The sequence below is a fragment of the Mesorhizobium sp. B2-1-3A genome, assembly GCF_006442655.1.
Taxonomy (GTDB): Bacteria; Pseudomonadota; Alphaproteobacteria; order Rhizobiales; family Rhizobiaceae; genus Mesorhizobium.
Window position 1 is genome coordinate 248,064 of the sequence record NZ_VFWK01000002.1, and the last position, 22,510, is coordinate 270,573.

General features: G+C 64.0%; 20 protein-coding genes. 5 read left to right on the plus strand and 15 right to left on the minus strand.

The window, feature by feature from the left end:
* Positions 1-64: 64 nt before the first annotated feature.
* The 10 genes from FJ977_RS07730 to FJ977_RS07775 form a co-directional block, all read right to left on the minus strand.
* The gene (locus tag FJ977_RS07730; protein ID WP_056569240.1) at positions 65-1,462 is read right to left on the minus strand and encodes an NAD(P)(+) transhydrogenase (Re/Si-specific) subunit beta; all 1,398 of its coding nucleotides are present in this window, start codon (positions 1,460-1,462) and stop codon (positions 65-67) included.
* 1 nt (position 1,463) lies between these two features.
* Complete coding sequence (locus tag FJ977_RS07735; protein WP_027023845.1) at positions 1,464-1,892, minus strand: proton-translocating transhydrogenase family protein; 429 nt, start codon at positions 1,890-1,892, stop codon at positions 1,464-1,466.
* Positions 1,889-3,169: a Re/Si-specific NAD(P)(+) transhydrogenase subunit alpha gene (locus FJ977_RS07740; RefSeq protein ID WP_140770122.1), complete on the minus strand. Its 1,281-nt coding sequence runs from the start codon at positions 3,167-3,169 to the stop codon at positions 1,889-1,891. The genes FJ977_RS07735 and FJ977_RS07740 overlap by 4 nt, the downstream gene beginning before the upstream one ends.
* An 87-nt stretch (positions 3,170-3,256) precedes the next feature.
* Positions 3,257-3,481, minus strand: a complete 225-nt coding sequence (locus FJ977_RS07745; RefSeq protein ID WP_140770124.1) for an aa3-type cytochrome c oxidase subunit IV — start codon at positions 3,479-3,481, stop codon at positions 3,257-3,259.
* A 164-nt stretch (positions 3,482-3,645) separates the two neighbouring features.
* Positions 3,646-3,795 (minus strand): DUF3096 domain-containing protein, encoded by a 150-nt coding sequence (locus tag FJ977_RS07750; protein WP_019862764.1) that lies wholly within the window; start codon positions 3,793-3,795, stop codon positions 3,646-3,648.
* Positions 3,796-3,954: 159 nt separating this feature from the next.
* Entirely contained in the window at positions 3,955-4,725 is a 771-nt protein-coding gene (locus tag FJ977_RS07755) for a hypothetical protein (protein WP_140770125.1), read from the minus strand.
* Between the two features lie 146 nt (positions 4,726-4,871).
* Complete coding sequence (locus tag FJ977_RS07760) at positions 4,872-7,187, minus strand: EAL domain-containing protein (RefSeq protein ID WP_140770127.1); 2,316 nt, start codon at positions 7,185-7,187, stop codon at positions 4,872-4,874.
* Between the two features lie 91 nt (positions 7,188-7,278).
* Positions 7,279-10,758, minus strand: a complete 3,480-nt coding sequence (locus FJ977_RS07765) for an indolepyruvate ferredoxin oxidoreductase family protein (protein WP_140770129.1) — start codon at positions 10,756-10,758, stop codon at positions 7,279-7,281.
* A 214-nt stretch (positions 10,759-10,972) separates the two neighbouring features.
* Complete coding sequence (locus FJ977_RS07770) at positions 10,973-11,506, minus strand: hypothetical protein (RefSeq protein WP_140770130.1); 534 nt, start codon at positions 11,504-11,506, stop codon at positions 10,973-10,975.
* Positions 11,499-12,110, minus strand: coding sequence for a CGNR zinc finger domain-containing protein (locus FJ977_RS07775; RefSeq protein WP_140770131.1), 612 nt, complete (start codon positions 12,108-12,110; stop codon positions 11,499-11,501). Before FJ977_RS07775 ends, FJ977_RS07770 begins: the two co-directional genes overlap by 8 nt.
* A gap of 149 nt (positions 12,111-12,259) precedes the next feature.
* On the opposite strand from FJ977_RS07775, the gene FJ977_RS07780 reads away from it, so the two are divergent.
* The 4 genes from FJ977_RS07780 to FJ977_RS07795 all read left to right on the plus strand — a co-directional run bounded on the left by FJ977_RS07780 (position 12,260) and on the right by FJ977_RS07795 (position 16,767).
* Complete coding sequence (locus FJ977_RS07780) at positions 12,260-13,165, plus strand: branched-chain amino acid ABC transporter permease (RefSeq protein WP_140770133.1); 906 nt, start codon at positions 12,260-12,262, stop codon at positions 13,163-13,165.
* A gap of 188 nt (positions 13,166-13,353) precedes the next feature.
* Positions 13,354-13,938 (plus strand): TRAP transporter small permease subunit, encoded by a 585-nt coding sequence (locus FJ977_RS07785; protein WP_140770135.1) that lies wholly within the window; start codon positions 13,354-13,356, stop codon positions 13,936-13,938.
* Positions 13,938-15,725 (plus strand): TRAP transporter large permease subunit, encoded by a 1,788-nt coding sequence (locus FJ977_RS07790; protein WP_140771346.1) that lies wholly within the window; start codon positions 13,938-13,940, stop codon positions 15,723-15,725. The genes FJ977_RS07785 and FJ977_RS07790 overlap by 1 nt, the downstream gene beginning before the upstream one ends.
* Before the next feature lie 13 nt (positions 15,726-15,738).
* Positions 15,739-16,767: a zinc-dependent alcohol dehydrogenase family protein gene (locus FJ977_RS07795; protein ID WP_140770137.1), complete on the plus strand. Its 1,029-nt coding sequence runs from the start codon at positions 15,739-15,741 to the stop codon at positions 16,765-16,767.
* 89 nt (positions 16,768-16,856) lie between these two features.
* Here FJ977_RS07795 and FJ977_RS07800 read toward each other — a convergent pair whose 3' ends face one another.
* Complete coding sequence (locus tag FJ977_RS07800; RefSeq protein ID WP_140770138.1) at positions 16,857-17,966, minus strand: TRAP transporter substrate-binding protein; 1,110 nt, start codon at positions 17,964-17,966, stop codon at positions 16,857-16,859.
* A 264-nt stretch (positions 17,967-18,230) separates the two neighbouring features.
* Between FJ977_RS07800 and FJ977_RS07805 the strand changes: the two genes are divergently transcribed.
* Entirely contained in the window at positions 18,231-19,004 is a 774-nt protein-coding gene (locus FJ977_RS07805; protein WP_140770140.1) for a gamma-glutamyl-gamma-aminobutyrate hydrolase family protein, read from the plus strand.
* Here FJ977_RS07805 and FJ977_RS07810 read toward each other — a convergent pair whose 3' ends face one another.
* The 4 genes from FJ977_RS07810 to FJ977_RS07825 all read right to left on the minus strand — a co-directional run bounded on the left by FJ977_RS07810 (position 19,005) and on the right by FJ977_RS07825 (position 22,509).
* Complete coding sequence (locus FJ977_RS07810) at positions 19,005-19,403, minus strand: hypothetical protein (protein ID WP_246682857.1); 399 nt, start codon at positions 19,401-19,403, stop codon at positions 19,005-19,007.
* Between the two features lie 83 nt (positions 19,404-19,486).
* The gene (locus tag FJ977_RS07815; RefSeq protein ID WP_140770144.1) at positions 19,487-20,470 is read right to left on the minus strand and encodes a 2-hydroxyacid dehydrogenase; all 984 of its coding nucleotides are present in this window, start codon (positions 20,468-20,470) and stop codon (positions 19,487-19,489) included.
* Positions 20,467-21,489, minus strand: coding sequence for a LacI family DNA-binding transcriptional regulator (locus tag FJ977_RS07820; protein ID WP_140770146.1), 1,023 nt, complete (start codon positions 21,487-21,489; stop codon positions 20,467-20,469). Before FJ977_RS07820 ends, FJ977_RS07815 begins: the two co-directional genes overlap by 4 nt.
* Positions 21,490-21,567: 78 nt before the next feature.
* Entirely contained in the window at positions 21,568-22,509 is a 942-nt protein-coding gene (locus tag FJ977_RS07825) for a DMT family transporter (protein ID WP_081295048.1), read from the minus strand.
* Between the last annotated feature and the right edge of the window lies 1 nt (position 22,510).

Below are 22,510 nucleotides of genomic sequence, written 5' to 3' on the forward strand. Positions count from 1 at the left end.
TGCCCGCCTGCAAGAAAAAAGCCCGGCACCTGCCGGGCTTTTGCATCGCAACGCTGCTGCCGGATCAGTGATCCATGGCCTTGACGATTTCCTCGGTCATCTTCTTGGCGTCGCCGAGCAGCATCATGGTGCCGTCCTTGTAGAACAGCGTGTTGTCGATGCCGGCATAGCCGGAGCCGAGCGAGCGCTTGACGAACAGGCAGGTACGCGCCTTGTCGACGTCGAGGATCGGCATGCCGTAGATCGGCGAGGACTTGTCGTCGCGAGCCGAAGGATTGGTGACGTCATTGGCGCCGATGACATAGGCGACGTCGGCCTGCGCGAACTCGGAGTTGATGTCCTCCAGTTCGAAGACTTCGTCGTAAGGCACATTGGCTTCGGCGAGCAGCACGTTCATGTGACCGGGCATGCGGCCGGCAACCGGGTGGATAGCGTATTTGACATCGACGCCGTTGGCCTTGAGCTTGTCGGCCATTTCGCGCAGCGCGTGCTGCGCCTGGGCGACCGCCATGCCGTAGCCCGGCACGATAATGACCTTCTGTGCGTTCATCATCAGATACGCCGCATCGTCGGCCGAGCCCTGCTTGACGGTGCGCTCGATGCCGTCATCCGCCGCAGCGGCCGTCTCGCCGCCGAAGCCGCCAAGGATGACCGAGATGAAGCTTCGGTTCATGCCCTTGCACATGATGTAGGACAGGATGGCGCCGGAGGAGCCGACCAGCGCGCCGGTGATGATCAGCGCCAGATTGCCGAGCGTGAAGCCGAGTGCCGCGGCGGCCCAGCCCGAGTAGGAATTCAGCATCGAGACGACGACCGGCATGTCGGCGCCGCCGATCGGGATGATCAGGAGGATGCCGAGCACCAGCGAGGCGGCGACGATCAGCCAGAAGACCAGTTTCGATTCGGTCGTTACCAGCAGCACGATCAGCACGACAAGCGCGATGCCAAGGGCGGCGTTGATGAAATGGCGGCCGCCGATCATGATCGGCTTGCCCGACATGCGGCCGTCGAGCTTCAAGAAGGCGATGACCGAGCCGGTGAAGGTGATGGCACCGATGGCGACGCCGAGGCTCATTTCGACCAGGGCCTGGGCATGGATGTCGCCCGCCGTGCCGATGCCGAAGCTTTCCGGCGCATAGATCGCGGCGGCCGCCACCATGACGGCGGCAAGGCCGACCAGCGAGTGGAAGGCGGCGACCAGCTGCGGCATCGAGGTCATGGCGATGCGGCGCGCGGTGACGGCGCCGACACCACCACCAATGGCGAGGCCCAGCACGATCAGACCGAAGCGGCCGGCCGACGGGGTTGCCAGTGCCAGCGTGGTGGCGATGGCGATGCCCATGCCGATCATGCCGTAGAGATTGCCCTGGCGGCTGGTGGTCGGATGCGACAGGCCGCGCAACGCCAGGATGAACAGGATGCCGGAGACGAGGTAGAGGAAGGAAGCGAGATTGACGGTCACGTCACTTGTCCTTCTTCTTGTACATGGCCAGCATGCGCTGGGTGACGAGGAAGCCGCCGAAGATGTTGACCGAAACCAGCATCAGGGCGACGAAGCCGAAACCGGCGGCAACGCCGGAGGCAGCAATGCCGACAGCCAGCAGCGCGCCGACGACGATGACCGACGAGATGGCGTTGGTGACGGCCATCAGCGGCGTGTGCAAAGCGGGGGTCACCGACCAGACCACGTAGTAGCCGACGAAGATCGCCAGCACGAAGATGGCGAAACGGAAGACGAAGGGATCAATGGCGCCGCCGGAGAGTGCGTGCGCGGCATCACCCGCCGCTTCGGCACCGCCTGGAGCATTTGCCAGGTTCTGCACCGCCAGCCGGACGGCAGCACTTGCCTGATCGAGCTGGTCGAGGGCTTTCTGCAAGGTCTGATCCATCACGCGGTCCCTTTCGACTTGGGCGAGGGCGACTTGGATGCGGCGGTTTTCCTGGGCGCGGCCTTTTTCGGCGCGGCAGGCGTGGAAGCATCGGCGACCATGGTCGTGGCCGGGATCGCGGCCGGCTCGACATGAGGCTGCTGGTCGGCCTTGGCGAAGGCCGGATGAACAACCTTGCCGCCGTCGGTCAGCATCGTCGCCTTGACCAGGTCGTCATCCCGATTGATGGCAAGCGTCTTCGTGGTCTTGTCGACCAGCGTCTCGAGGAAAGCGAACAGGTTCTTGGCATAGAGCAGCGAGGCTGATGCGGCGACGCGGCCCGGCACATTGAGGTGGCCGACGATCTTCACATTGTTGGCCGTGGTGACGACCTTGCCTGGCTCAGCACCTTCGACATTACCGCCGCGCTCGACGGCGAGATCGACGAGCACCGAGCCGGGCTTCATCGAGGCGACCATCGCCGCAGAGACCAGCTTCGGCGCCGGACGGCCGGGGATCAGCGCCGTGGTGATGACGATGTCCTGCTTGGCGATGTGCTCGGCGGTGAGCGCCGCCTGCTTGGCCTGGTATTCCTTCGACATTTCCTTGGCGTAACCGCCCGCGGTTTCCGCGGCCTTGAACTCGTCATCCTCGACGGCCAGGAATTTCGCGCCGAGCGAAGCGACCTGTTCCTTGGCGGCAGGGCGCACGTCGGTGGCGGTGACGACCGCGCCGAGACGACGCGCCGTGGCGATCGCCTGCAGGCCGGCGACGCCGACACCCATGATGAACACCTTGGCCGCCGGCACGGTGCCCGCCGCCGTCATCATCATCGGCAAGGCGCGATCATATTCCGAAGCGCCGTCGATCACTGCCTGGTAGCCGGCAAGGTTTGCCTGCGAGGACAACACGTCCATCGATTGGGCGCGGGTGATGCGCGGCATGAATTCCATCGAGAAGGCGGTGACACCGGCCTTGGCCAGGGCCGCCACGGCGGCGTCATTGCCGTAAGGATCCATGATGGCGATCACGGCGGCGCCGGATTTGTAACTCTTGAGCTCGGCATCCGTCGGCCGGCGAACCTTCAGCACGACATCGGCCTTGGCGACATCAGAGGCTTTGCCGATGGCAGCACCAGCCTTGGCAAACTCCTCGTCGGGGATGCGCGACCTCGTGCCGGCGCCGGTTTCGACAATCACATCGAAGCCGAGCCCCGCCAGCCGCTTGACCGTATCGGGCGAGGCCGCGACACGCGGCTCGTTCGCGTCAAGCTCACGAGGGATGAAAACCGTCTGTCCCACCGCATGATCCTTTCGGCTGGAACCTGTTTGCGCAAAGTGTCGGCCGGAACATCCGGCGACGTCAATGGCAACGGGGTTTTGGAAGGTCTATCGCAGAATGAAGGCGCCGGCGGCCATGATCAGGAAGAACAGGATAAGCGCCGAGAAGAAGCCGCCAGCGAAGAAGCCGAAAGCCATCGCCAGAAGAAGCGCGCCGCAGAAAAGCGACCCGTATTTAGCCAGCATGAGAAAGCCCGCATAGGTGCGGTCATGCTCGGCATAGTCCATCTTCGCGCCCAGTTCGACAGGACCGGTCGGCGAGTGATCAGCCATAGGAATACCCCTTCGAAGACATCTTTCAGGCACATAGCGAAAAGCCGGGCCGAGGGCAATGGCGCTATTGCCGCATCGCGACCGACAACTGCCTCAAGGGAAAATTGAAACTGCGGGCGTATCCCGGCGAGGGACAGCCTTCGCGCCAGGCTTGATCGGCGGCCTCAGCCGGCGAGGTGCGGGAAAAGACCGAGCAATCCGACGACGATCAGATAGAGCGCGACGATGTAGTTCAGCAGCCGCGGCATGATGAGGATCAGCACGCCGGCGATCAGCGAGATAAGCGGCGTGAGCGCGAGCTGGGAAATATGCATGTCGGGTCCTTTCCAGAAGCGATGCCCACCAACTTACGGCGATGTCGCCCTATACAACGCCTTCACGCTGGGAAAGCTCCATCGTGATGGACATTGCTCAAAAGCCGAAACCGGTTCAGAGCGAGCACATGCCCGAGGACGCGGCCAAAGCGCGTGAAATCAGGCTGCTTCGAAGTACTTGGCGGTGGGCAAGATGGTCAGCGGTGCCAGCTCGCCCCTGCCGGGGCGCTGGAAGAGCATGCGTTGCTCGAACGCCGTCGAGTTGAAGAACGGAAAGCGATCCAGCGTCGCCTGCATGTTCTCGGAGCACTTCGACTGGAAGAGATGCACGGGGACGGTGAGACCAGGATAATTTCGCGGAGGCACCGCCTGCTCCGATCGGAAGATGCGATGATAGAAGGCGGAGTGCTCTTCCTTGATCGCCGTCAGGCAATAGGTCGGCTTGAAATGGCTGCAAGCAACCACCGCCAGCCTGAGAGTGACATACGGCAGCACGCGCAAGCTGCTCGACCACTCAAGATCGGCCGCGAACCGGCTTGGATCGACGAAAGTCTCGCCAGTCGCCAGTCGCCGCGCCAGCACGTCGCCGAAAACATCGGTGCTGGGCGACACTGGATATCTCGCGCTGGCGTAGTGGATTCTGATGGTGCTGACGAGCGCGCCGTCGAAGAAGACGCCGAAGCGGTATGAATTGGGCAGGTCGTCGAAGTCGTCCTTCACCATGCGGGAGGCATCCGGCTTCACCATGCCGGCGTGAAGATAGGAATTATAGCGCAGCCTATAGATCGCCTCTAGATCCTCGGCGCCATCGCAAAGGCGATACTCCACATGCTCCAGAACATCCATGACGTGATCTGAAAACACTGAGGGGCTATTCTTGTCCTTGCCCGCAGTCGCCGCCACGGGCGTACCCAACAACTTGTTTTCCATTCTGTCCTCGCACCGCCGCATAACGACAATAGCGAAGCACAGAAGGAACCAGAAGCAAAATTCCGAGCTTTTGCGTTTACCCTAAATTAACGTTAACAAATGGTAAATTGCGGCCACCGGAAGATCTGGGTCTTGACGACTGGATTTCAGGGGGCGGCGCGCTTGGCGACCGGCTGCAATTCGGCGGCGAAAGGCCAGGTCACATTGGACATGGTTTCGATGCCCGACGCGCTGAGTGCGGCGCCGAAGAGGAAGCCCTGGACAAGATCCGGTTTCACCGAATGCAGCAGGATCTTGAGCTGCTCGAATGTCTCGACGCCTTCGATGGTGACGGTGAGACCCAGGATACGGGCCAGGTCGACGACGCCCTTCAACAGCTCGAGCGAGCGTGGATTCTGGGTAACATCCATCACGAAAGAGCGGTCGATCTTGATCTTGTCTAGAGGCAGCTTGTGGAGATAGCTCAGGCTGGAATAGCCGGTGCCGAAATCATCGAGGGCGATGCGCACGCCAAGCCGCTTCAGTTCCTCGATATATTGACGCGTCTGCGACTTGTCGTCGAGCAGCGCGGTTTCGGTGACTTCGATCTCCAGCCGGCCGGCGGCAAGGCCTGAACTGGCCAACGCGTCGCGGACCTTCTGGATGACATCGCCATTGCGGAAATCCCTGGCGGAAAGGTTGACCGAGACGCTGGTCTGGTCAGGCCATTTGGCGCATTCGGCGCAGGCCGCCTGGAGCACGAAAGTGCTGATCTCGGAAATGATGCCCATCTCCTCGGCCAGCGGGATGAAGACGCCGGGCGAAATCGGCCCGAGATCGGGATGGTCCCAGCGGCAGAGCGCCTCGCAGCTGGCGATGCGCATGGTCTTCATGGCCACGATCGGCTGATAGACGACCCGCAGGTTCTTGCTTTCCACGGCGGTGCGCAGATCCGCCTTCATCAGCTGACGGTTGCGGAACGCGGCATCCATCGCCGCCTCGAACAGCCGCCAGCCGTTCTTGCCGAGCTCCTTGGCCTTGTAGAGCGCCAGGTCCGCCTTGACGATCATGGCGTCGACGTCGGTCCCCTCGACCTTCGACAGCACCGCGCCGGCGCTGGCCTGGATCCGCAAGCCATGGCCGGCGACGTCGACTTCGCCCTGCAGGTCGGCGAAAATCTGGTCGAGCAGGCTGGCGAGATGGCTTTCGTCCTCGACGCGATCGAAGAACATCATGAATTCGTCGCCGCCGAAGCGGCTGACGGTGATGCCTTGCCCGGCGATCGCCGCGAGCCGTTCCGCTACGGCATAGATCAGCCCATCGCCTACAGGATGGCCGAGCGTGTCGTTGACGCTCTTGAAATCGTCGAGGTCGACCACCGCCAGGCCGCACAAGCGGTCGCGCTCGCCGGAGGCCATCAATTCGCCGACCAATTCGTGGAAATAGGCGCGGTTCGGCAGGCCGGTGAGGTTGTCGTAGCGCGCCATGAAACGGATTTTTTCCTCCGTCTCGACACGCGCCGTCACGTCTTCAAAGGTGATGACGCCCAATTCCTGGTTGCCTTCGCGGGCGGAGAATTCAAAGTGCTGGCCATTGGAAAAGGAAACCAGCACCTTGCGGTCGCGCCCCTCGCGCAAGGCACGCGTCAGCTGCGCCTCGACATAGCGGCAGTCCTTCGGTGCCAGCATGCCGCCGGCAACGCCGCGCAGCAGCAGTGAATGGATCGACCGCCCGAGCAACTGGTCGGGCGATTTCAGCGACATGAGACGGGCGGCCTCGGCGTTGCCGACAACCACCTTGCCGTCCGGGCCGAGCATGACCAGGCCATGCGACATGGTGTTGAGGGCGCGGTTGAAGCGCTGCGCGATCTGCCTCGCCTGCTTGTGTCCGACAACGGCCGAAAACAGCACATTGCGGACGTGGTCGGCGCTGCCCTTGATGATGAACATGAAGGGGATGATCAGCAGGCCCAGCACGACATAGGGCAAGTCGAACCTGAGAATGAGCGCCGCGGCGATCGGCCCGACGAAGGTGACCGCGAAGATCATGACCATGCGCGGCGAGCCGTAATTTCGGCCGACGACAGTCACCAGGGAGGCCATCGTCACCGACAGCGCCCCGATCTCGGCATAGGAATCCGAGTAGACATAAATGGAAATGAAGCAGAAGAACCCCAGCAACAGCCCTTGAAGGCTACCCTTCAGGATGTATTCGCGCTCCCACTTCGTTGCATCGGCGGCGTCCCGGATCTCACCGCCCGAGCGGTGGAACCGCCGCAGGCTGAAGTAACGCCAGACGCCGATGCCGAGCAGCGTGCCGGCGAGAGCCAGGAAAATAGGTTGGCCGTGGCGCCAGTAGACCATGAGGCTGATCGTGGCGTGGCAAAGCGCGCCGATCACCAGCATATGCGCGTTGTCGAACAACGAGCGCACAAACTGGATATAAACATCCACTGGGATGTTATCGGTCTTTGTTTTGCCCATTACTGGCGCCCAATGAGCCCCAGCCTTGGCATAGTCCCATTAAAAAACCTTTAGCCTGGGCCGAAACGCCTGGTTTTAGGCGCTTTTTGGATCATTCGGCGGCCTGAAGTTCCGGCCTTGCCGGTGCGTTTGCCAGGCGATCGAGCAGTCTTTGGCGCTCACCCAGGGCCTTTTCGGCGCTGGCCTGTCGGACATGGCCATAACCGCGGATGAGCGCGGGAACCGAAACGAGAGCGACCGCCGCATCGGCCTTGCCAGGCGCCAGCGACTTGGCGACAAGCTGCAGATCACCCTCATACTGTGCCAAAAGCCGCCATTCCGCACGCCGTTCGGCGGTGTAGCCGAACAGGTCGAAAGCAGTGCCGCGCAAGCCCTTCAGCGCCGCCAGCAGGCGAAAACCCTTCATCATCCAGGGGCCAAAGCTCGACTTCCGAGGGCTTCCGTCATTGCCGCGACGTCCCATGAGCGGCGGCGCGAGATGGAATTCGAGCTTCTCGTAGCTCTGGAACTGCTTTCCAAGCTCGGCGGCAAAGGAGCCGTCGGTGTAGAGCCGGGCCACCTCGTATTCGTCCTTGATCGCCATCAGCTTGAACAGGTTCCTCGCCGCCGCCTCGGTCACGGCGGTCGAGCCGGGCACGGCCTTGGCCTCGGCGGCGCGCAGCAGCGCCAGCCTGTCGGCATAACGCTTGCCGTAGGCGGCGTTCTGATAGGAGGTCAGGAAGGCGACACGGCGGGCAATGATCTCGTCCAGAGTCTGCGCGACCGGGGCGGCCTGTCCCGCCTTGCCCGGCTGGGCGACAAGGCCGCGCACGAAATCCGGCTGGTGTGCCGCGCGGCGGCCCCAGCGGAAGGCGGCGATGTTCATCGCCACCGCTTCGCCATTGAGCTCGATGGCCTTTTCGACGGCTTCGGCCGATAGCGGCAGGCCGCCATGCTGGAAGGCAAAGCCGAGCATGAACATGTTGGCGCCCAGCGAATTGCCGAACAGCGATGTGGCGGTGCGGGTGGCGTCAAAGAAATGCGCCTTGTCCTCGCCGGCGGCGGTGCGGATCGCTTTCTTGAGGCGTTCGATGGGCAGCGAGAAATCCGCCGAGCGGGCAAACTCGCCGGGCATGATCTCGGCGGTGTTGGCGAGGAAGATGGTATGGCCCTCGCGTACCGCCGTCAGCACCTTCTTGGCGCCCGACACGACAAGGTCGCAGCCAAGCACGAGGTCGGCCTTCCCCGCCGAAACGCGAATGGCATGGATATCGTCCGGCGTGCGGGCGATACGGACATGGGTGAACACCGAGCCGCCCTTCTGGGCGAGGCCGGCCATGTCGATCATGCCGCAGCCCTTGCCCTCGAGATGAGCCGCCATGCCGAGCACGGCACCGACGGTGACGACGCCGGTGCCGCCGACGCCATCGATGATCGCCGCCCAGCCCTCGGCACCCAGAGGAAATTCGGCCGGTGCCGGCACGCCGTCGAGCGGATCGGTCTTGCCGGCCAGGCCCTCGGCTTTCCTGATCTTGGCGCCGTGCACGGTGACAAATGACGGGCAGAAGCCGTTGACGCAGGAGAAGTCCTTGTTGCAGCTCGACTGGTCGATCCGGCGCTTGCGGCCGAATTCGGTCTCGACCGGCTGGATCGAGACGCAGTTCGACTGCACGCCGCAATCGCCGCAGCCTTCGCAGACCAGCTCGTTGATGAAGACGCGCTTGTCGGGATCGGGAAAGGTGCCGCGCTTGCGGCGCCGGCGCTTCTCGGCCGCGCAGGTCTGGTCGTAGAGCAGGATCGAAACGCCCTTGACATCGCGCAGCTCGCGCTGGACGAGGTCGAGGTCGTCGCGGTGGTGGATGGTGGCGCCGGCGGGGAATTCGGCCTTGCCGGCATATTTGTCGGGTTCGTCGGTGACGATGGCGATCCGGTCGACGCCCTCTGCCCGCACCTGCCTGGCGATCATGTCCACCGTCAGGCCGCCCTCGTGCGGCTGGCCGCCGGTCATGGCCACGGCATCGTTGTAGAGGATCTTGTAGGTGATGTTGGCCCCGCTCGACAGCGCGAAGCGGATCGCCAGCGTGCCGGAATGGTTGTAGGTGCCATCGCCGAGGTTCTGGAAGATATGACCGCGCTTGGAGAAAGGCGCCTGGCCGACCCATTGCGCGCCTTCGCCGCCCATGGCCGTGAAGCCCAGCGTATTGCGGTCCATCCACAGCGCCATGAAATGGCAGCCTATGCCGGCGGCGGCGATCGAGCCGTCCGGCACCTTGGTCGACGAATTGTGCGGGCAGCCGGAGCAGAAGAAGGGCGTGCGCGAACCGATGTCGGTGGCGTCCGCCAGCATCGCCTGGAACTGGCGCAACTTCGCCACCCGCGCCGAAATCTCTTCCGACGGACCGATGGTTTTCACGATCCGCTCGCCGAGCGCAATGGCGATCTCGTTGGGGTCGAGCGCGCCCTTGGCGGGAAACAGCCAGTCGCCGCGCTCATCCTTCTTGCCGACGATGACCGGCTGGATGGCGGTACCGTAGAGGTTCTCGCGCAGCTGCACCTCGATCAGCGAGCGCTTCTCCTCGACCACGACGATGGCGTCGAGGCCTCGGGCAAAGTCTGCGATGTGCTGCAGGTCGAGCGGCCAGGGGCAGCCGACCTTGAACAGCCGCACGCCGATGCGGTTGGCGGCCGCCTCGTCGATGCCGATATCCTCCAGCGCCTGGCGGACATCGAGATAGCTCTTGCCCAGCGTGATGATGCCGAGCTTCGGGTTGCGGCCACCCGAATAGACGATGTGGTTCAGCCCGTTGGCGTGGATGAAGGCGGAGGCTGCGGCACGCTTGTGTTCATGCAACCGCTCCTCCTGGCCGAGCATGTCGATCTCATGGCGGATGTTGAGGCCGCCCGGCGGCATGTCGAATTCCGGGAGGACGATGTTGAGCCGTTCGAGCGAGGCGTCGACCGAGGCTGTCGATTCGATGTTGTCCTTGACGCATTTGATCGCCGCCCAGGTGCCGGCGAAACGCGACATGGCAAAGCCATACAGGCCGTAGTCGATGATCTCCTGGACGCCGGCCGGGTTGAGGATCGGCACCATTGTGTCGACGAAGAGGAATTCGGTGGCGTGCGCGTTGGTCGAGGATTCCGCCATGTGGTCGTCGCCCATGAGCGCGAGCACGCCGCCGTGTTTCGACGAGCCGGCGAGATTGGCGTGACGGAAGACGTCGCCTGAACGATCGACGCCCGGACCCTTGCCATACCAGACCGAAAAGACCCCGTCATGGGTGCCCTCGCCCAGCAGTTCCGTCTGCTGCGATCCCCAGCAGGCGGTGGCGGCAAGCTCCTCGTTGAGGCCGGGCTGGAAGACGATGTCGGCCCCGGCGAGCTGCTTCTTCGCCTTCCACAGCTGCATGTCGAGGCCGCCGAGCGGTGAGCCGCGATAGCCGGAGACGAACCCAGCCGTGTTCAGGCCGGCGCGGCGGTCGCGCTCGCGCTGCATCAGGAGCATGCGGATGACGGCCTGCGCGCCGGATAGGAAGATGCGCTCCTTTCCAAGGTCGAACTTGTCGTCGAGCGCGACATCATGCAGCGTCATGGGGCATTTCCTCTGCGAAGGCCGCGGGCAGCAGCCAACGTCGGGATCGGATGGCGCATCCTTTCTCCCCTTGCAAGGCAGGTCAAACAAAATCGAAGGGACCAGGCGACGCGCAACAAACAGTCCGGCAGGCGCCTGAGCGCGTATGAAACCGTGCGCCAACAGCGCGATGGCGCACTAAAATTCCAGCCGAGACCGGCTCGGCCGAAAGGTGTCAGCCGGCTTTCGAGCAGTCGGGCTTCGGCTCGCCCGGCAGTTTGCCGTCAGGATGGCCCGCGAGGTCGGGATTGGCCGTATAGAGCTGGTCGATGACCAGCGGCCGGTCGGGCAGGATCGACTGGTCCTCCGTCGACATCAGCGTGGTGTCGATCGTCTGCAGGACGGCGCCGTCGGCACCCTTGATGCTGATGGCGATGGCGTAGGGCTTGTTCTTGACGATGCAGGTCAGCGCCGGGCTCTCCAGGCTCACCTTGTCGAGCTTCGGCCAAACCTTCTGTTCGACCACCAAAGGCGCACCGCCGGCGGGATTCTGGAAGCTGGCGACCGCCACCTGCCCCTCACCCATCGGCCGCAAGGGCCGCAGCGTCACGACGTAGGTCGCCCTGGCGAGGCGGTAGTTGAAGACGAATATCTTGCCGGAAACCTCGAACAGCTTGCCCTCGCCGCCGGTATCGCGGCAGGCGCCGAGCGCGGCGGCGGCGATCAAGATGGCGCCGGCAACGAACGCGCGTGAAAATCCCCTAGGCATCCTTGACCTCATGGGCCGCCATGCGGCGGCGGCGATAGTGACGACTTGCCTTCTGCCGGTTGCCGCACACCGACATGTCGCACCAAAGACGGCTGGAATTGCGGCTTCTGTCGACAAACAGCCAGGTGCAGTTGGGACAGATCCTGAGCCTGGCGACCGTGTCGTCACGCAGCAGCGAGAGTGCCGAAACCGCCAGCGCCGCCTCGAAAGCGATCGGCGTCGAGGGATTTCCGAACGGCTTTCCCGGCAACCCGATTTCGGTGCGGCTGCCGGCAAGGCCCTCGGCACAGGCCCGCAGGAAATCCGGCAGGTCGGCGGTGGCGAGCGCGCCCTTCGACACCGCGCCGCGAAACAGCCGGTCGGTCGTCTCGCGAATCGACAGCACGACAGGCGCGATTGCCGCCGGTGAGGATACCGCCAGCCGCCTGTCGCCAAGCTCGGCGGATCGGAAGCCGCTGGCCGCATCGGCAAAGCGGGCGATTTCGACCGGATCGTCGAAGCGGTCGAATGTGCGTTGCGGATCGCCACGCAGCACGACGGTGTTCGCCGTGTCGAGCGCGAGCAGGCCGCCGGTGAAGCGGTGCGGGGTCCAAGCAACTGTCATATCGTAAAATCTAACCGATAAATCGCATTTGACAAGTTAGATTCTACGATGCAAACCTCCGATGCGCACGGTATCGTCGCCTTTGTCTTGAGCATTTTCGTCGTCCCGGACCACCGCGCATTCCGGGCGAGACGCTTCTGGTGTTGAGCATGCTCTATTTCTTTCAGCAGGTGCTGAACGGGCTGCATTCGGGCGCGCTCTATGCGCTGCTCGCCTTCGGCTACGTGCTGACCAACGGCATCCTGCACCGCACCAACCTCGCCTATGGCGCGCTGTTTGCGTTCTGCGGCCAGGCGATGATCCTGAGCGTCGCCTTCGGCTACCAGGTTCTGTGGCTGACACTGCTGGCGTCGGTGCTGTTCGGTGTCGTCGCGGCGTTCCTCTATGCCGCGCTGATCAGCCATGTCCTGTCGCGCAGCATCTTCGAACCGCTGGCCGACCGCTCGCCTAATGCCATCGTGGTGACCACGCTCGGCATCCTGCTCGTGCTGTCGGAGGCGAGCCGTATCGCGGCCGACACGCATGATCTGTGGCTGCCGCCAATGTTGGCCCAGCCCATCGTCTTCGCCGAAGGCTCCGGCTTCAAGGCGACGCTGACGCTGATCCAGGTGCTCGACTGCGCGGTGGTGCTGGCGGCGGTCGCACTCGCCACCTCAGCATTTGCCCACTCCACCTTCGGCCGGTGCTGGCGCGCTGTCTCCGATGATCCGCGCGCCGCCGCCCTGTGCGGCGTCGACGTGCGCGGCGTGTTCCGGCGCGCCGTGCTGCTCGGCGGCTTCTGCGCCGCGCTGGCCGGCGTCATGGCCAGCCTCTACTACGGCAATGTCAGCTTCGGCTCCGGTCTGGTCTACGGCCTGAAGATACTGTTCGTGACAGCGGTCGGCGGCTACCTTTCGCCGCCGCGGGCAGCACTGGGCGCGGCTGCCTTCGGCATGGCCGAATCACTGTGGGCCGGCTATTTCCCGGTCGAATGGCGCGATGCGTGGATGTATCTGTTCCTGGTGGCCATGCTGATCCTGATCGGCGCCGGCCGCGATACCGGCAAGGTCGTCTGAGCCCATCAGACTTTGGTTGCATGACGCCGGGGCAGACCGCCCTTGTCCCGCGCCACCCTTCATCCGATACCGTTTTGCAGCCGCCATCCGTGTTGACCCGTCCGGCCACGCGCGGCATACCGTTGGGCCACGCGGCGTGACGGCAAAAAAGGGGGAGCCGGCACGCCTCGGATACAAGGGAGGACTGCATGGAAGGGCCGCTCGATCTGTCGCGGGGCATCGACCGCCTCAACGAATTCATCGGCAAATCGGTATCCTGGCTGATCCTGCTGGCGATCCTGGTGAGCGCGGCCAACGCCGTCATCCGCAAGATCTTCGACATCTCGTCGAATGCGTGGCTGGAGCTGCAATGGTACCTGTTCGGCGCCGCCTTCATGCTGGCGGCCGCCTACACGCTGAAGCAGAACGAGCATATCCGCATCGACATCGTCTACGGCCTGTTTTCACGCCGCGTGCAGCACTGGATCGACCTTCTGGGTCATATCCTCTTCCTGATGCCGTTCGTGACGCTGATGGTCGTCTATTTCGTGCCCTACGTGTCGCTGTCGTTCCACAGCGGTGAAATGTCGACCAATGCCGGCGGCCTGATCGTCTGGCCGGCCAAGGCGATCCTGCTGGTCGGCTTTTTCCTGCTGGCGCTCCAGGGCATTTCCGAAATCATCAAGAAGATCGCCATCATGCGCGGCGTCATGGACGATCCCAACCCCTTCGTTTCCGTGCACGAACAGGCTGAGCTCGAAGCCAAGGCGCTGGCCGACGAGGTGCGCTCGTGATGGAGTTCATCGCCCAGAACATGGCGCCGATCATGTTCGCCTCGCTGATCCTGTTCATGCTGATCGGCTATCCCGTCGCCTTCTCGCTGGCCGCCAACGGCCTGATGTTCTTCTTCATCGGCGTGCTTTTGACGCCCCATTCGGGCGGGGCGATCAACCTCGCCTGGCCGCTGCTCTATGCGTTGCCGGACAATTTCTACGGCAGCCGGGTGATGTCGAACGACACGCTGCTGGCCATTCCGTTCTTCACCTTCATGGGCATCGTGCTCGAACGATCGGGCATGGCCGAGGACCTGCTCGACACGATCGGCCAGCTGTTCGGACCGATCCGCGGTGGCCTCGCCTATGCGGTGATCTTCGTCGGCGCGTTGCTGGCGGCGACCACCGGCGTGGTGGCGGCATCGGTCATCGCCATGGGGCTAATCTCGCTGCCGATCATGCTGCGCTACGGCTACGACCGCCGTCTGGCGTCCGGCGTCATCGCCGCCTCCGGCACGCTCGCCCAGATCATCCCGCCCTCGCTGGTGCTGATCGTTCTGGCCGACCAGCTCGGCCGTTCGGTCGGAGACATGTATGCGGGCGCTCTGATCCCGGGCCTCGTGCTCACCGGTCTCTACGCACTCTACATTCTCATCGTGTCGATCTTCCGGCCGAAGATGATGCCGGCGCTGCCGCTCGAAGCGCGCACGCTCGGCCATGGCGTGATTTCGCTGCTGGTGGCGCTGGCGGCGGCGGTAGCCATCTCCTATGCGGCGTACAGCTATCTCGCGCCGACCCATGGCGACGATGCCGACATTCTTGGCGCTTGCGTCGGCGTGATCCTGATCTATGTCGTCGCGATCGCCGACAGAAGGTTGAACATCAACATGATGTCGCGGCTGGCGCAGCAGGTCGTCATCGTGCTGATCCCGCCGCTGGCGCTGATCTTCCTGGTGCTGGGCACCATTTTCCTCGGCATCGCCACGCCGACGGAAGGCGGCGCCATGGGCGCGGTCGGCGCGCTGGCGATGGCCGCGGCAAAGGGCCGGCTGTCGCTGGATGTGATCAAGCAGGCGCTGGCCTCGACGACGCGGCTGTCGTCTTTCGTGCTGTTCATCCTGATCGGCGCGCGCGTTTTCTCGCTGACCTTCTACGGCGTCAACGGCCAGATCTGGGTCGAGCATCTTCTGACCTCGCTGCCGGGCGGCGAAATCGGCTTCCTGATCGGCGTCAACATCCTCGTCTTCTTCCTGGCCTTCTTCCTCGATTTCTTCGAACTGGCCTTCATCATCGTGCCGCTCCTGGCGCCGGCGGCCGACAAGCTCGGCATCGACCTGATCTGGTTCGGCGTTCTGCTCGGCGTCAACATGCAGACCAGCTTCATGCACCCGCCCTTCGGCTTCGCGCTGTTCTACCTGCGCTCGGTCGCCGCGCGCGTGCCCTATCTCGACCGCATTACCGGCAAGCAGATCGCGCCGGTCACCACCGGCCAGATATATTGGGGCGCGGTGCCTTTCGTCCTGATCCAGGTGGTGATGATCGGACTGACCATCGCCTTCCCGCAAATGGTGATGCGCTACAAGGGAACGGCGATCGATCCGGGCACGATCGACTACAAGGTGCCGGAAGTGCCCGGCCTGTCGCCGCTCGGCGCCCCGCAGGATGGTGGCGCGCCCGCCAATGGCGGCAGCGCTCCGGCCGCGCCCGGCACGCCAGACCTGTCGCAACCGCCGAGCTTCGGCGATGCGCCGCCGGCCAAGCCGGCGACACCGACGCCGGACCTCTCGCAACCGCCGAGCTTCAATTGAGAGGGACGACGCCATGAAAGCGGTGCGGCTGGAGGCAGTGGGCAGGATCGCGCTGCGCGAGGTCGTCAAACCTGTCCCCGGCCCGGACGAACTTCTGGTGCGTATCGAAGCCTGCGGTGTCTGCGGCACCGATCGCCACCTCTTCCATGGCGAATTCCCCTGCCGGCCACCGGTGACGCCCGGGCATGAATTCTCCGGCATCATCGAGGCAGTCGGCGACACGGTTTCCGGCTTCGCCGTCGGTGACCGCGTCACCGGCGATCCCAACATCGCCTGCGGGCGATGCCCGCATTGCCATGCCGGCCGGGTCAATCTCTGCCGCAATCTCAATGCCATCGGCATCCATCGCGATGGCGGCTTTGCCGAGTATGTCGTTCTGCCGCGGAAGCAGGCCTTCATCCTGCCCGCCGATCTGCCTCCAACGCATGGCGCGTTCTGCGAGCCGCTCGGCTGCTGCCTGCATGGCGTCGATCTTGCCGCGATCAGGCCCGGCAGTTCGGTGATCGTGCTGGGCGGCGGCGTCATCGGCCTGCTCACCGTGCAATTGGCAAGGCTGGCCGGTGCCACGACCATCATCCTGTCGACCAGACAGGCCTCACGGCGCGCGCTTGCCGAGGAGCTCGGTGCGACGGCGACGGTCGACCCCACCGCCGCAGATGTCATCGATGCCATTTCCGGACCGGCGGGCCTGATGCCGGGCGGCGCCGACGTGGTGTTCGAATGTGCGGGCGTGCGCGAGACCGTCGAGCAATCGATGCGGCTGGCAAGGGCCGGCGGCACGGTCGTCATCGTCGGCGTGACGCCGCAAGGCATGAAGGCGGAGTTCGAGCCCTTCGACCTGCTGTTCCGGGAATTGAAGGTGGTTGGCTCCTTCCTCAACCCCTATACGCATCGCCGCGCCGCCGAGCTGATCGCGTCGGGCGCGATCGAGATCGACCGGCTGATCTCCAGGCAGGTGCCGCTCGAAGAGGCGGCCGACGTGATCGCCAATCCGCCGGCGCCGGGCGAGGTCAAGGTGCTGGTGGTGCCGGGTCGAAACTAGGCGGCGGGCCCTTCCGGGATCACCACGCGGCCAAATGAAAGACCCGGGTGAGCCGAGCTCCCCGGGTCTCTTGAGCCGATGTTCGCCTCTTACAGCTTGCCGTTGCGCTGCTGGACCATCATGAAGGTGTCGTAATTGTACTCGGCCACCTGCGCCCAGAGATAGTGCTCCTTGCGGAAGCCCTTGATCGATTCCCAGATCTTCTTGAACGGCGCGTTCGAGGCCTCCATCTCGGCATAGACTTCGTTGGCCTTTTCGAAGCAGGCGGCCATGATCTCCTGGCTGAACGGACGCAGTTTCGCGCCGCCGGCCACCAACCGCTTCACCGCCGCGGGGTTCACATAGTCGTATTTCTGCAGCATGTCGGCATCCGTGGCTTGCGCGGCGGTGTGCAACAGCGATTTGTAAGCCGGCGAAAGCTCTTCGTACTTCGCCTTGTTGAACATCAGGTGGACGGTCGGACCACCTTCCCACCAGCCGGGATAGTAGTAGTAGGGCGCGACCTTGTAGAAGCCGAGCTTCTCGTCGTCATAGGGGCCGACCCATTCGGCGGCGTCGATGGTGCCCTTTTCCAGCGCCGGGTAGATGTCGCCGCCGGCGATCTGCTGCGGCACGACGCCGAGCTTCTGCACCACCTTGCCGGCAAAGCCGCCAATGCGCATCTTGAGGCCGGAGAGATCGGCGACCGTGTTGATCTCCTTGCGGAACCAGCCGCCCATCTGCACGCCGGTGTTGCCGCCCGGCAGCCCGAAAAGACCTTGCGTGGCGAGAAACTCATTGAACAGGTCAATGCCGCCGCCATGGTAGTGCCAGGCGTTCATGCCGCGCGCGTTGAGCGAAAAGGGAACCGCCGCACCGAGCGCCCAAGTCGGGTCCTTGCCCCAGTAATAATATGCCACCGTGTGGCAGGCCTCAACCGTGCCGGCCGTGGTGGCGTCGGCGGCCTGCAGGCCGGGCACGAGCTCGCCGGCGGCAAAGACCTGGATCTGGAAATTGCCGTCGGTGGCTTCCGACAGCATCTTGGAGAAGACCTCGGCGCCGCCATAGATGGTGTCGAGCGATTTCGGGAAGGACGACGCAAGCCGCCATGTCACCTTGGGATTGGACTGGGCGATTGCCGGAGCGGCCAGCGTTGCCGCCGCCGCCGCAGCGCCGACACCGGTCACGCCGGCCTTGCGAATGAACGAACGACGATCCATGCAGTTCCTCCCTTTTGGATCAACAGACCAACATTCGGGAAATCCTCGGCTTCCCGTATCGGTTGGCCGAAACAATACACGGGCAAGAAGCCTAGTCCAGCACGGCGGTCTGATTTGGTAACCAAGCCTTGCCGCCCTGCAACTATAGTCTAACGAGGAATTTGGTGGCCCATGCGACACGCTGAAACTTGCCATGGAAAAACCACAGCGGATCGCCTATTTTGAAGGCAGGACATACCTTGCCAGATGGAAACCAGAGCCAAAATGCAGCAGCCGCTCGTCGCCGTATCGACCGACGTCCGTCAGTTCGACAACTACACTTGGCATGCCGCCCCTCAGCAATATCTGGAAGCCGCCATCACCGGTGCGGGCGTGTTTCCGCTGCTGGTGCCGTCGTTCGGCGACAGGCTCGACTTCGACGAACTTTTGTCCTCGGTCGACGGTGTCATGGTCACCGGCTCGAAATCCAACGTGCACCCCTCGCTCTACGGCGGCGATGCCAGCGAAGCCAACGGCCCTTATGATCCGGCGCGCGACGCCACCACGCTGCCGCTGATCCGCCGGGCGATCGAGCGCGGCGTGCCGCTGCTCGCCATCTGCCGCGGCATTCAGGAGCTGAACGTCGCGCTCGGCGGTACACTGGGCACCGAGATCCAGGAGCGCGAGGGTTCGCTCGACCACCGTGCGCCGGTGAGCGACAAACAGGATGAGCGCTTCGCCATCCACCAGACCATCTCGATCAAGCCAGGCAGCTGCCTGGCTGGCGTGTTCGGCGCCGGCGACATCAAGGTCAACTCGCTGCACCGGCAAGCGATCGACCGGTTGGGATCGAAGCTTGAGATAGAGGCTGTCGCCGCCGACGGCACGGTCGAAGCGGTTTCGGTCAAGGGCGCCCGTGCCTTCGCCGTCGGCGTCCAGTGGCACCCCGAATACTGGGTCAAATCGGACAGCAACTCGGCCAAGATCTTCCGCGCCTTCGGCGATGCGGTGCGCCTGCATGCCGCCGCGAAGGCTGGCGCACGGGCCGCGGCGGAATAATCAGTCGTCGGTCTTCCGGTCGCCCGCCAGCGACAACAAGGGCGTGGCCGGTGCGTAGGATTCGTAACCATCCCCGTCGGCAACGCTGAAAGCGACAATCGGATCGATGCCGTTGGCGCTGAAGGCGACCGTACCGTCATTCTGGTCGCGCCAGAATTTCGCCCGCTCGATGCCCGGCAAGAGCCGGCGGCAATTTGGTGCCACCGTCAACAGCGACAGCCCATCCGAAATCGTGGCTCCGCGCGTCACCGCGCAGGCTCCCTCGTCGCCATTGGCGACCAGTTTGTAGCTGTTGGATGGCACGGTTTCGTCGGCAACGCTTTCACCGCCGCCGCCTTGAAACATTTGAACGCCGCCAAACAGCGCGGTGGCAGCGATCAGGACGGAAAGCGCTTTCATCATTGTTCATCCATTCTTGCGGACGGGATGAATAATGATTTCAAAGGGTTAAGCTGGCGTTAATAAGTGTGGCAAACTGCCACTCAGCCGCGATCCTTGACATGCGCCGTCTCCGGCACCGGTGTCAGCGGCCGGCGTTCGGTGAACCAGGAAACCAGATTGTCGACGCACAGATCGGCCATGGCGCGGCGCGTGTGCTCCGAGGCCGAGCCGACATGCGGCAAAAGAGAGGTGTTGGGAGCGTCGAGCAAAGCCTTGGGCACGTTCGGCTCGTCGGCGAAGACATCGAGCCCGGCCGCAGCGATGGTGCCTTCGGCAAGGGCTGCCGCCAGTGCTGCCTCATCGACCGTGCTACCGCGGCCGATGTTGACGAAGACCCCGTTGGCGCCGAGCACCGACAGGATCTCGGCATTGATCGCCTTTTGCGTCGAAGCACCGCCGGGCGCCACCGAAATCAGCGTGTCGACCGCTTCGGCAAGACCTTTCAGCGTCGGATGGTACTGGTAGGAAAGGCCTTCGACACGGCGCCGGTTGTGGTAGGCGACCGGCAGTCCGAACGCCTCCAGCCGCCGGGCTATGGCCTGTCCGATACGGCCCATGCCGAAAATGCCGACCCGGCGCGCGCGCAAGGTCAGCCGGCTCAGCGGATAGTTGCCCTTGCGCACCCAGCTGCCATCACGCAGCCAGTTTTCCGCGCGCGGCAGGTCGCGGATCGTGTTGATCAGCAGCCCGATCGCGGTGTCGGCGACCTCCTCGGTCAGGACGTCGGGCGTGTTGGTGACCATGATGTTCTTCGCCGCCGCATGGCCGACATCGACCGAGTCATAGCCGACGCCGAAGGAAGCGATGAGCTCGAGATTGGGCAGCGCATCCATCATCGCCGCGCTGATGCCGGCAAAGGAGGCAATGCCACGCACCGTGCGGCGCATCTCCTCGGTGACCAGCGCCGGATCGGCGCGCTCGATCCTCAGCTGTTTGAAGGTACGGCCGATGCGCCCGACGGCATGGTCGCTGAAGCCCGCCGGCACCAGAATGGCAACGGCTTGCAGCTGTTCGGCCCTGGTCATGCGCGCTCCACCGGTCTGCCGGTCGACTGGCGCACATGCAGTTCCGGCTTGATCAATTCCTGCGAGGGCCGCACTGTCTGCCCGTTGAGCTTGTCGAGCAGCGCGCTGGCGGCGCGTCGGCCGACCTCGCGCTGTCCGTTCCAGACGGTGGTCAGCGCCGGCGTGGCGATCGCCGCCTCCTCCAGATCGTCATAGCCGGTGACGGAGATGTCGATGCCCGGCACCAGGCCGGCTCGCGCAATGCCGTTCATCAGGCCGATGGCGACGAGATCGTTCCAGCAGCAGGCGGCGGTCGGCCTGTCCTTCAGCGCCAGGAACTGTCCGGCCGCCTCGAAACCGGCCTGCTTGGTGCGCGGGCCGGCGATGCGCCAGGACGGCCTGACCTCGAGCCCGGCCGCCTCCATGGCATTGACATAGCCCTGGTAGCGGTCGCGGCCGGTCGAGGTCTGATCGGTGCCGCCGATCATGGCGATGCGCTTGTGGCCGAGCGAGATCAGATGGTTGGTGGCAAGCCCGGTGCCATAGGCGTCGTCGCCGCGAAAGACCGGCACGTCGGCGCCCTCGACGGTGCGCGCGATCAGCACCGCCGGCAGGCCGTTCTCCTCGGCCATCAGGATGTCGGAAGCAGGCGTGCCGATGGCCGGCGACATGATGACGCCGTCGGCGCCAAGCTGCAGCAGCGTATCGATGAAGGTGCGCTGCTTCTCGAGCTGGTCATAGTGATTGGACAGGATGAAGGTCTGCCGGCTGCGATCGAGTTCGCTTTCGATCGAACGCAATATCTCGGCGAAGAACGGGTTCATGATGTCGTGCACGACGACACCGACAATGCCCGAGCGCGAGGTGCGCAGGCTGGCGGCGCGGCGGTTGTAGATATAGCCGATGGCGCGCGCATGTTCCTTGATGCGGTCGCGCGTGGAGCCGGCAACCAGCGGGCTGTCGCGCAGCGCCAGGGACACGGTGGCCGTGGACACGCCGAGTGCATCGGCGATCGTCGAAAGCTTGATTTTTTGTGCCAGCGCCTTGCGCTCCCCGAACGACCTGAATTGCGACCTAAACTGTTTAAAGGCGGCGTTATGCCACCGATCGGGAGCAAATCAAAGTTTTTTTGCCAGCGCTTCCGCCTCGACATCGGAGGCCGCGCGGCTCCGCAGCCGGAGCCGGTGCTCGCGATGGACGATGTATAGGCCGCTGGCAACGATGATGGCCGCGCCGACCAGTGTCCAGCGGTCGGGAAACTGCTTGAAGACGATCCAGCCGGAAATGATCATCCACACCATCTGCGAGTAGGGATAGGGGGCGAGCGCCGTGGTCGTCGCCAGCCGATAGGCCTGCACCAGCAGCCAATGCCCGACACCGCCGAACACGCCAAGCATGAGCAGGACGAACCAGTGCCAGCCATCATGCGGCAGCGAGAATGAGAACGGCAGCATGGGCAAAAGCAGCACCGCCGGCGCCAGCGCCGAGAACAGGATCAGGCTTTCCGACGTCTCGGTGGCCGACATGCGGCGCGTCATGATGACATAGAAGCTGTTCGACAGCATCGAGCCGAGCGCGAAGAGATGCCCGATACCGAAAACGCCGACACCTGGCCTTGTGATGATCAGAACTCCGGCGAAGGCGGCGAGGATGGCCAGCCAGCGCCGCCAGCCCGCCCATTCGCCAAGCAGCGGGCCGGCAAGTGCGGTGATCACCATCGGCCCGAAGAAATAGATCGATGTCGTCTCGGCCAGTTGCAGGGAGCGGAGCGCAAGGATGTTGCACATGGTCGAGCCGAACAGGAAAACACCGCGCAGCACATGCGCCGGCAGGTTGACCGGGCGAAACCGCATGGGTTGCCGCCAGCCGCGCAGCAATGCGCCGACCAACACGACATGCACGGCAAAGCGGACCCAGGCGACGATCAGCGCGGAAACGCCAGCCAGAACGAGATATTTGCTTGAGGTGTCGAGGAAAGTGAAGAAGACATAGGTGGCAAGCATGCACAGGATCGCCACCGGCGGCGTCGCGCTTTCGACATATCTCTGGGAAGCACTCACT

Coding starts and splice junctions, on each gene's coding strand:
- FJ977_RS07745 (WP_140770124.1), bottom strand. CDS start 3,481: ATGGCTGATCACTCGCCGACCGGTCCTGTCGAACTGGGCGCGAAGATG.
- FJ977_RS07750 (WP_019862764.1), bottom strand. CDS start 3,795: ATGCATATTTCCCAGCTCGCGCTCACGCCGCTTATCTCGCTGATCGCC.
- FJ977_RS07755 (WP_140770125.1), bottom strand. CDS start 4,725: ATGGAAAACAAGTTGTTGGGTACGCCCGTGGCGGCGACTGCGGGCAAG.
- FJ977_RS07760 (WP_140770127.1), bottom strand. CDS start 7,187: ATGGGCAAAACAAAGACCGATAACATCCCAGTGGATGTTTATATCCAG.
- FJ977_RS07765 (WP_140770129.1), bottom strand. CDS start 10,758: ATGACGCTGCATGATGTCGCGCTCGACGACAAGTTCGACCTTGGAAAG.
- FJ977_RS07770 (WP_140770130.1), bottom strand. CDS start 11,506: ATGCCTAGGGGATTTTCACGCGCGTTCGTTGCCGGCGCCATCTTGATC.
- FJ977_RS07775 (WP_140770131.1), bottom strand. CDS start 12,110: ATGACAGTTGCTTGGACCCCGCACCGCTTCACCGGCGGCCTGCTCGCG.
- FJ977_RS07780 (WP_140770133.1), top strand. CDS start 12,260: ATGCTCTATTTCTTTCAGCAGGTGCTGAACGGGCTGCATTCGGGCGCG.
- FJ977_RS07785 (WP_140770135.1), top strand. CDS start 13,354: ATGGAAGGGCCGCTCGATCTGTCGCGGGGCATCGACCGCCTCAACGAA.
- FJ977_RS07790 (WP_140771346.1), top strand. CDS start 13,938: ATGGAGTTCATCGCCCAGAACATGGCGCCGATCATGTTCGCCTCGCTG.
- FJ977_RS07795 (WP_140770137.1), top strand. CDS start 15,739: ATGAAAGCGGTGCGGCTGGAGGCAGTGGGCAGGATCGCGCTGCGCGAG.
- FJ977_RS07800 (WP_140770138.1), bottom strand. CDS start 17,966: ATGGATCGTCGTTCGTTCATTCGCAAGGCCGGCGTGACCGGTGTCGGC.
- FJ977_RS07805 (WP_140770140.1), top strand. CDS start 18,231: ATGCAGCAGCCGCTCGTCGCCGTATCGACCGACGTCCGTCAGTTCGAC.
- FJ977_RS07810 (WP_246682857.1), bottom strand. CDS start 19,403: ATGAAAGCGCTTTCCGTCCTGATCGCTGCCACCGCGCTGTTTGGCGGC.
- FJ977_RS07815 (WP_140770144.1), bottom strand. CDS start 20,470: ATGACCAGGGCCGAACAGCTGCAAGCCGTTGCCATTCTGGTGCCGGCG.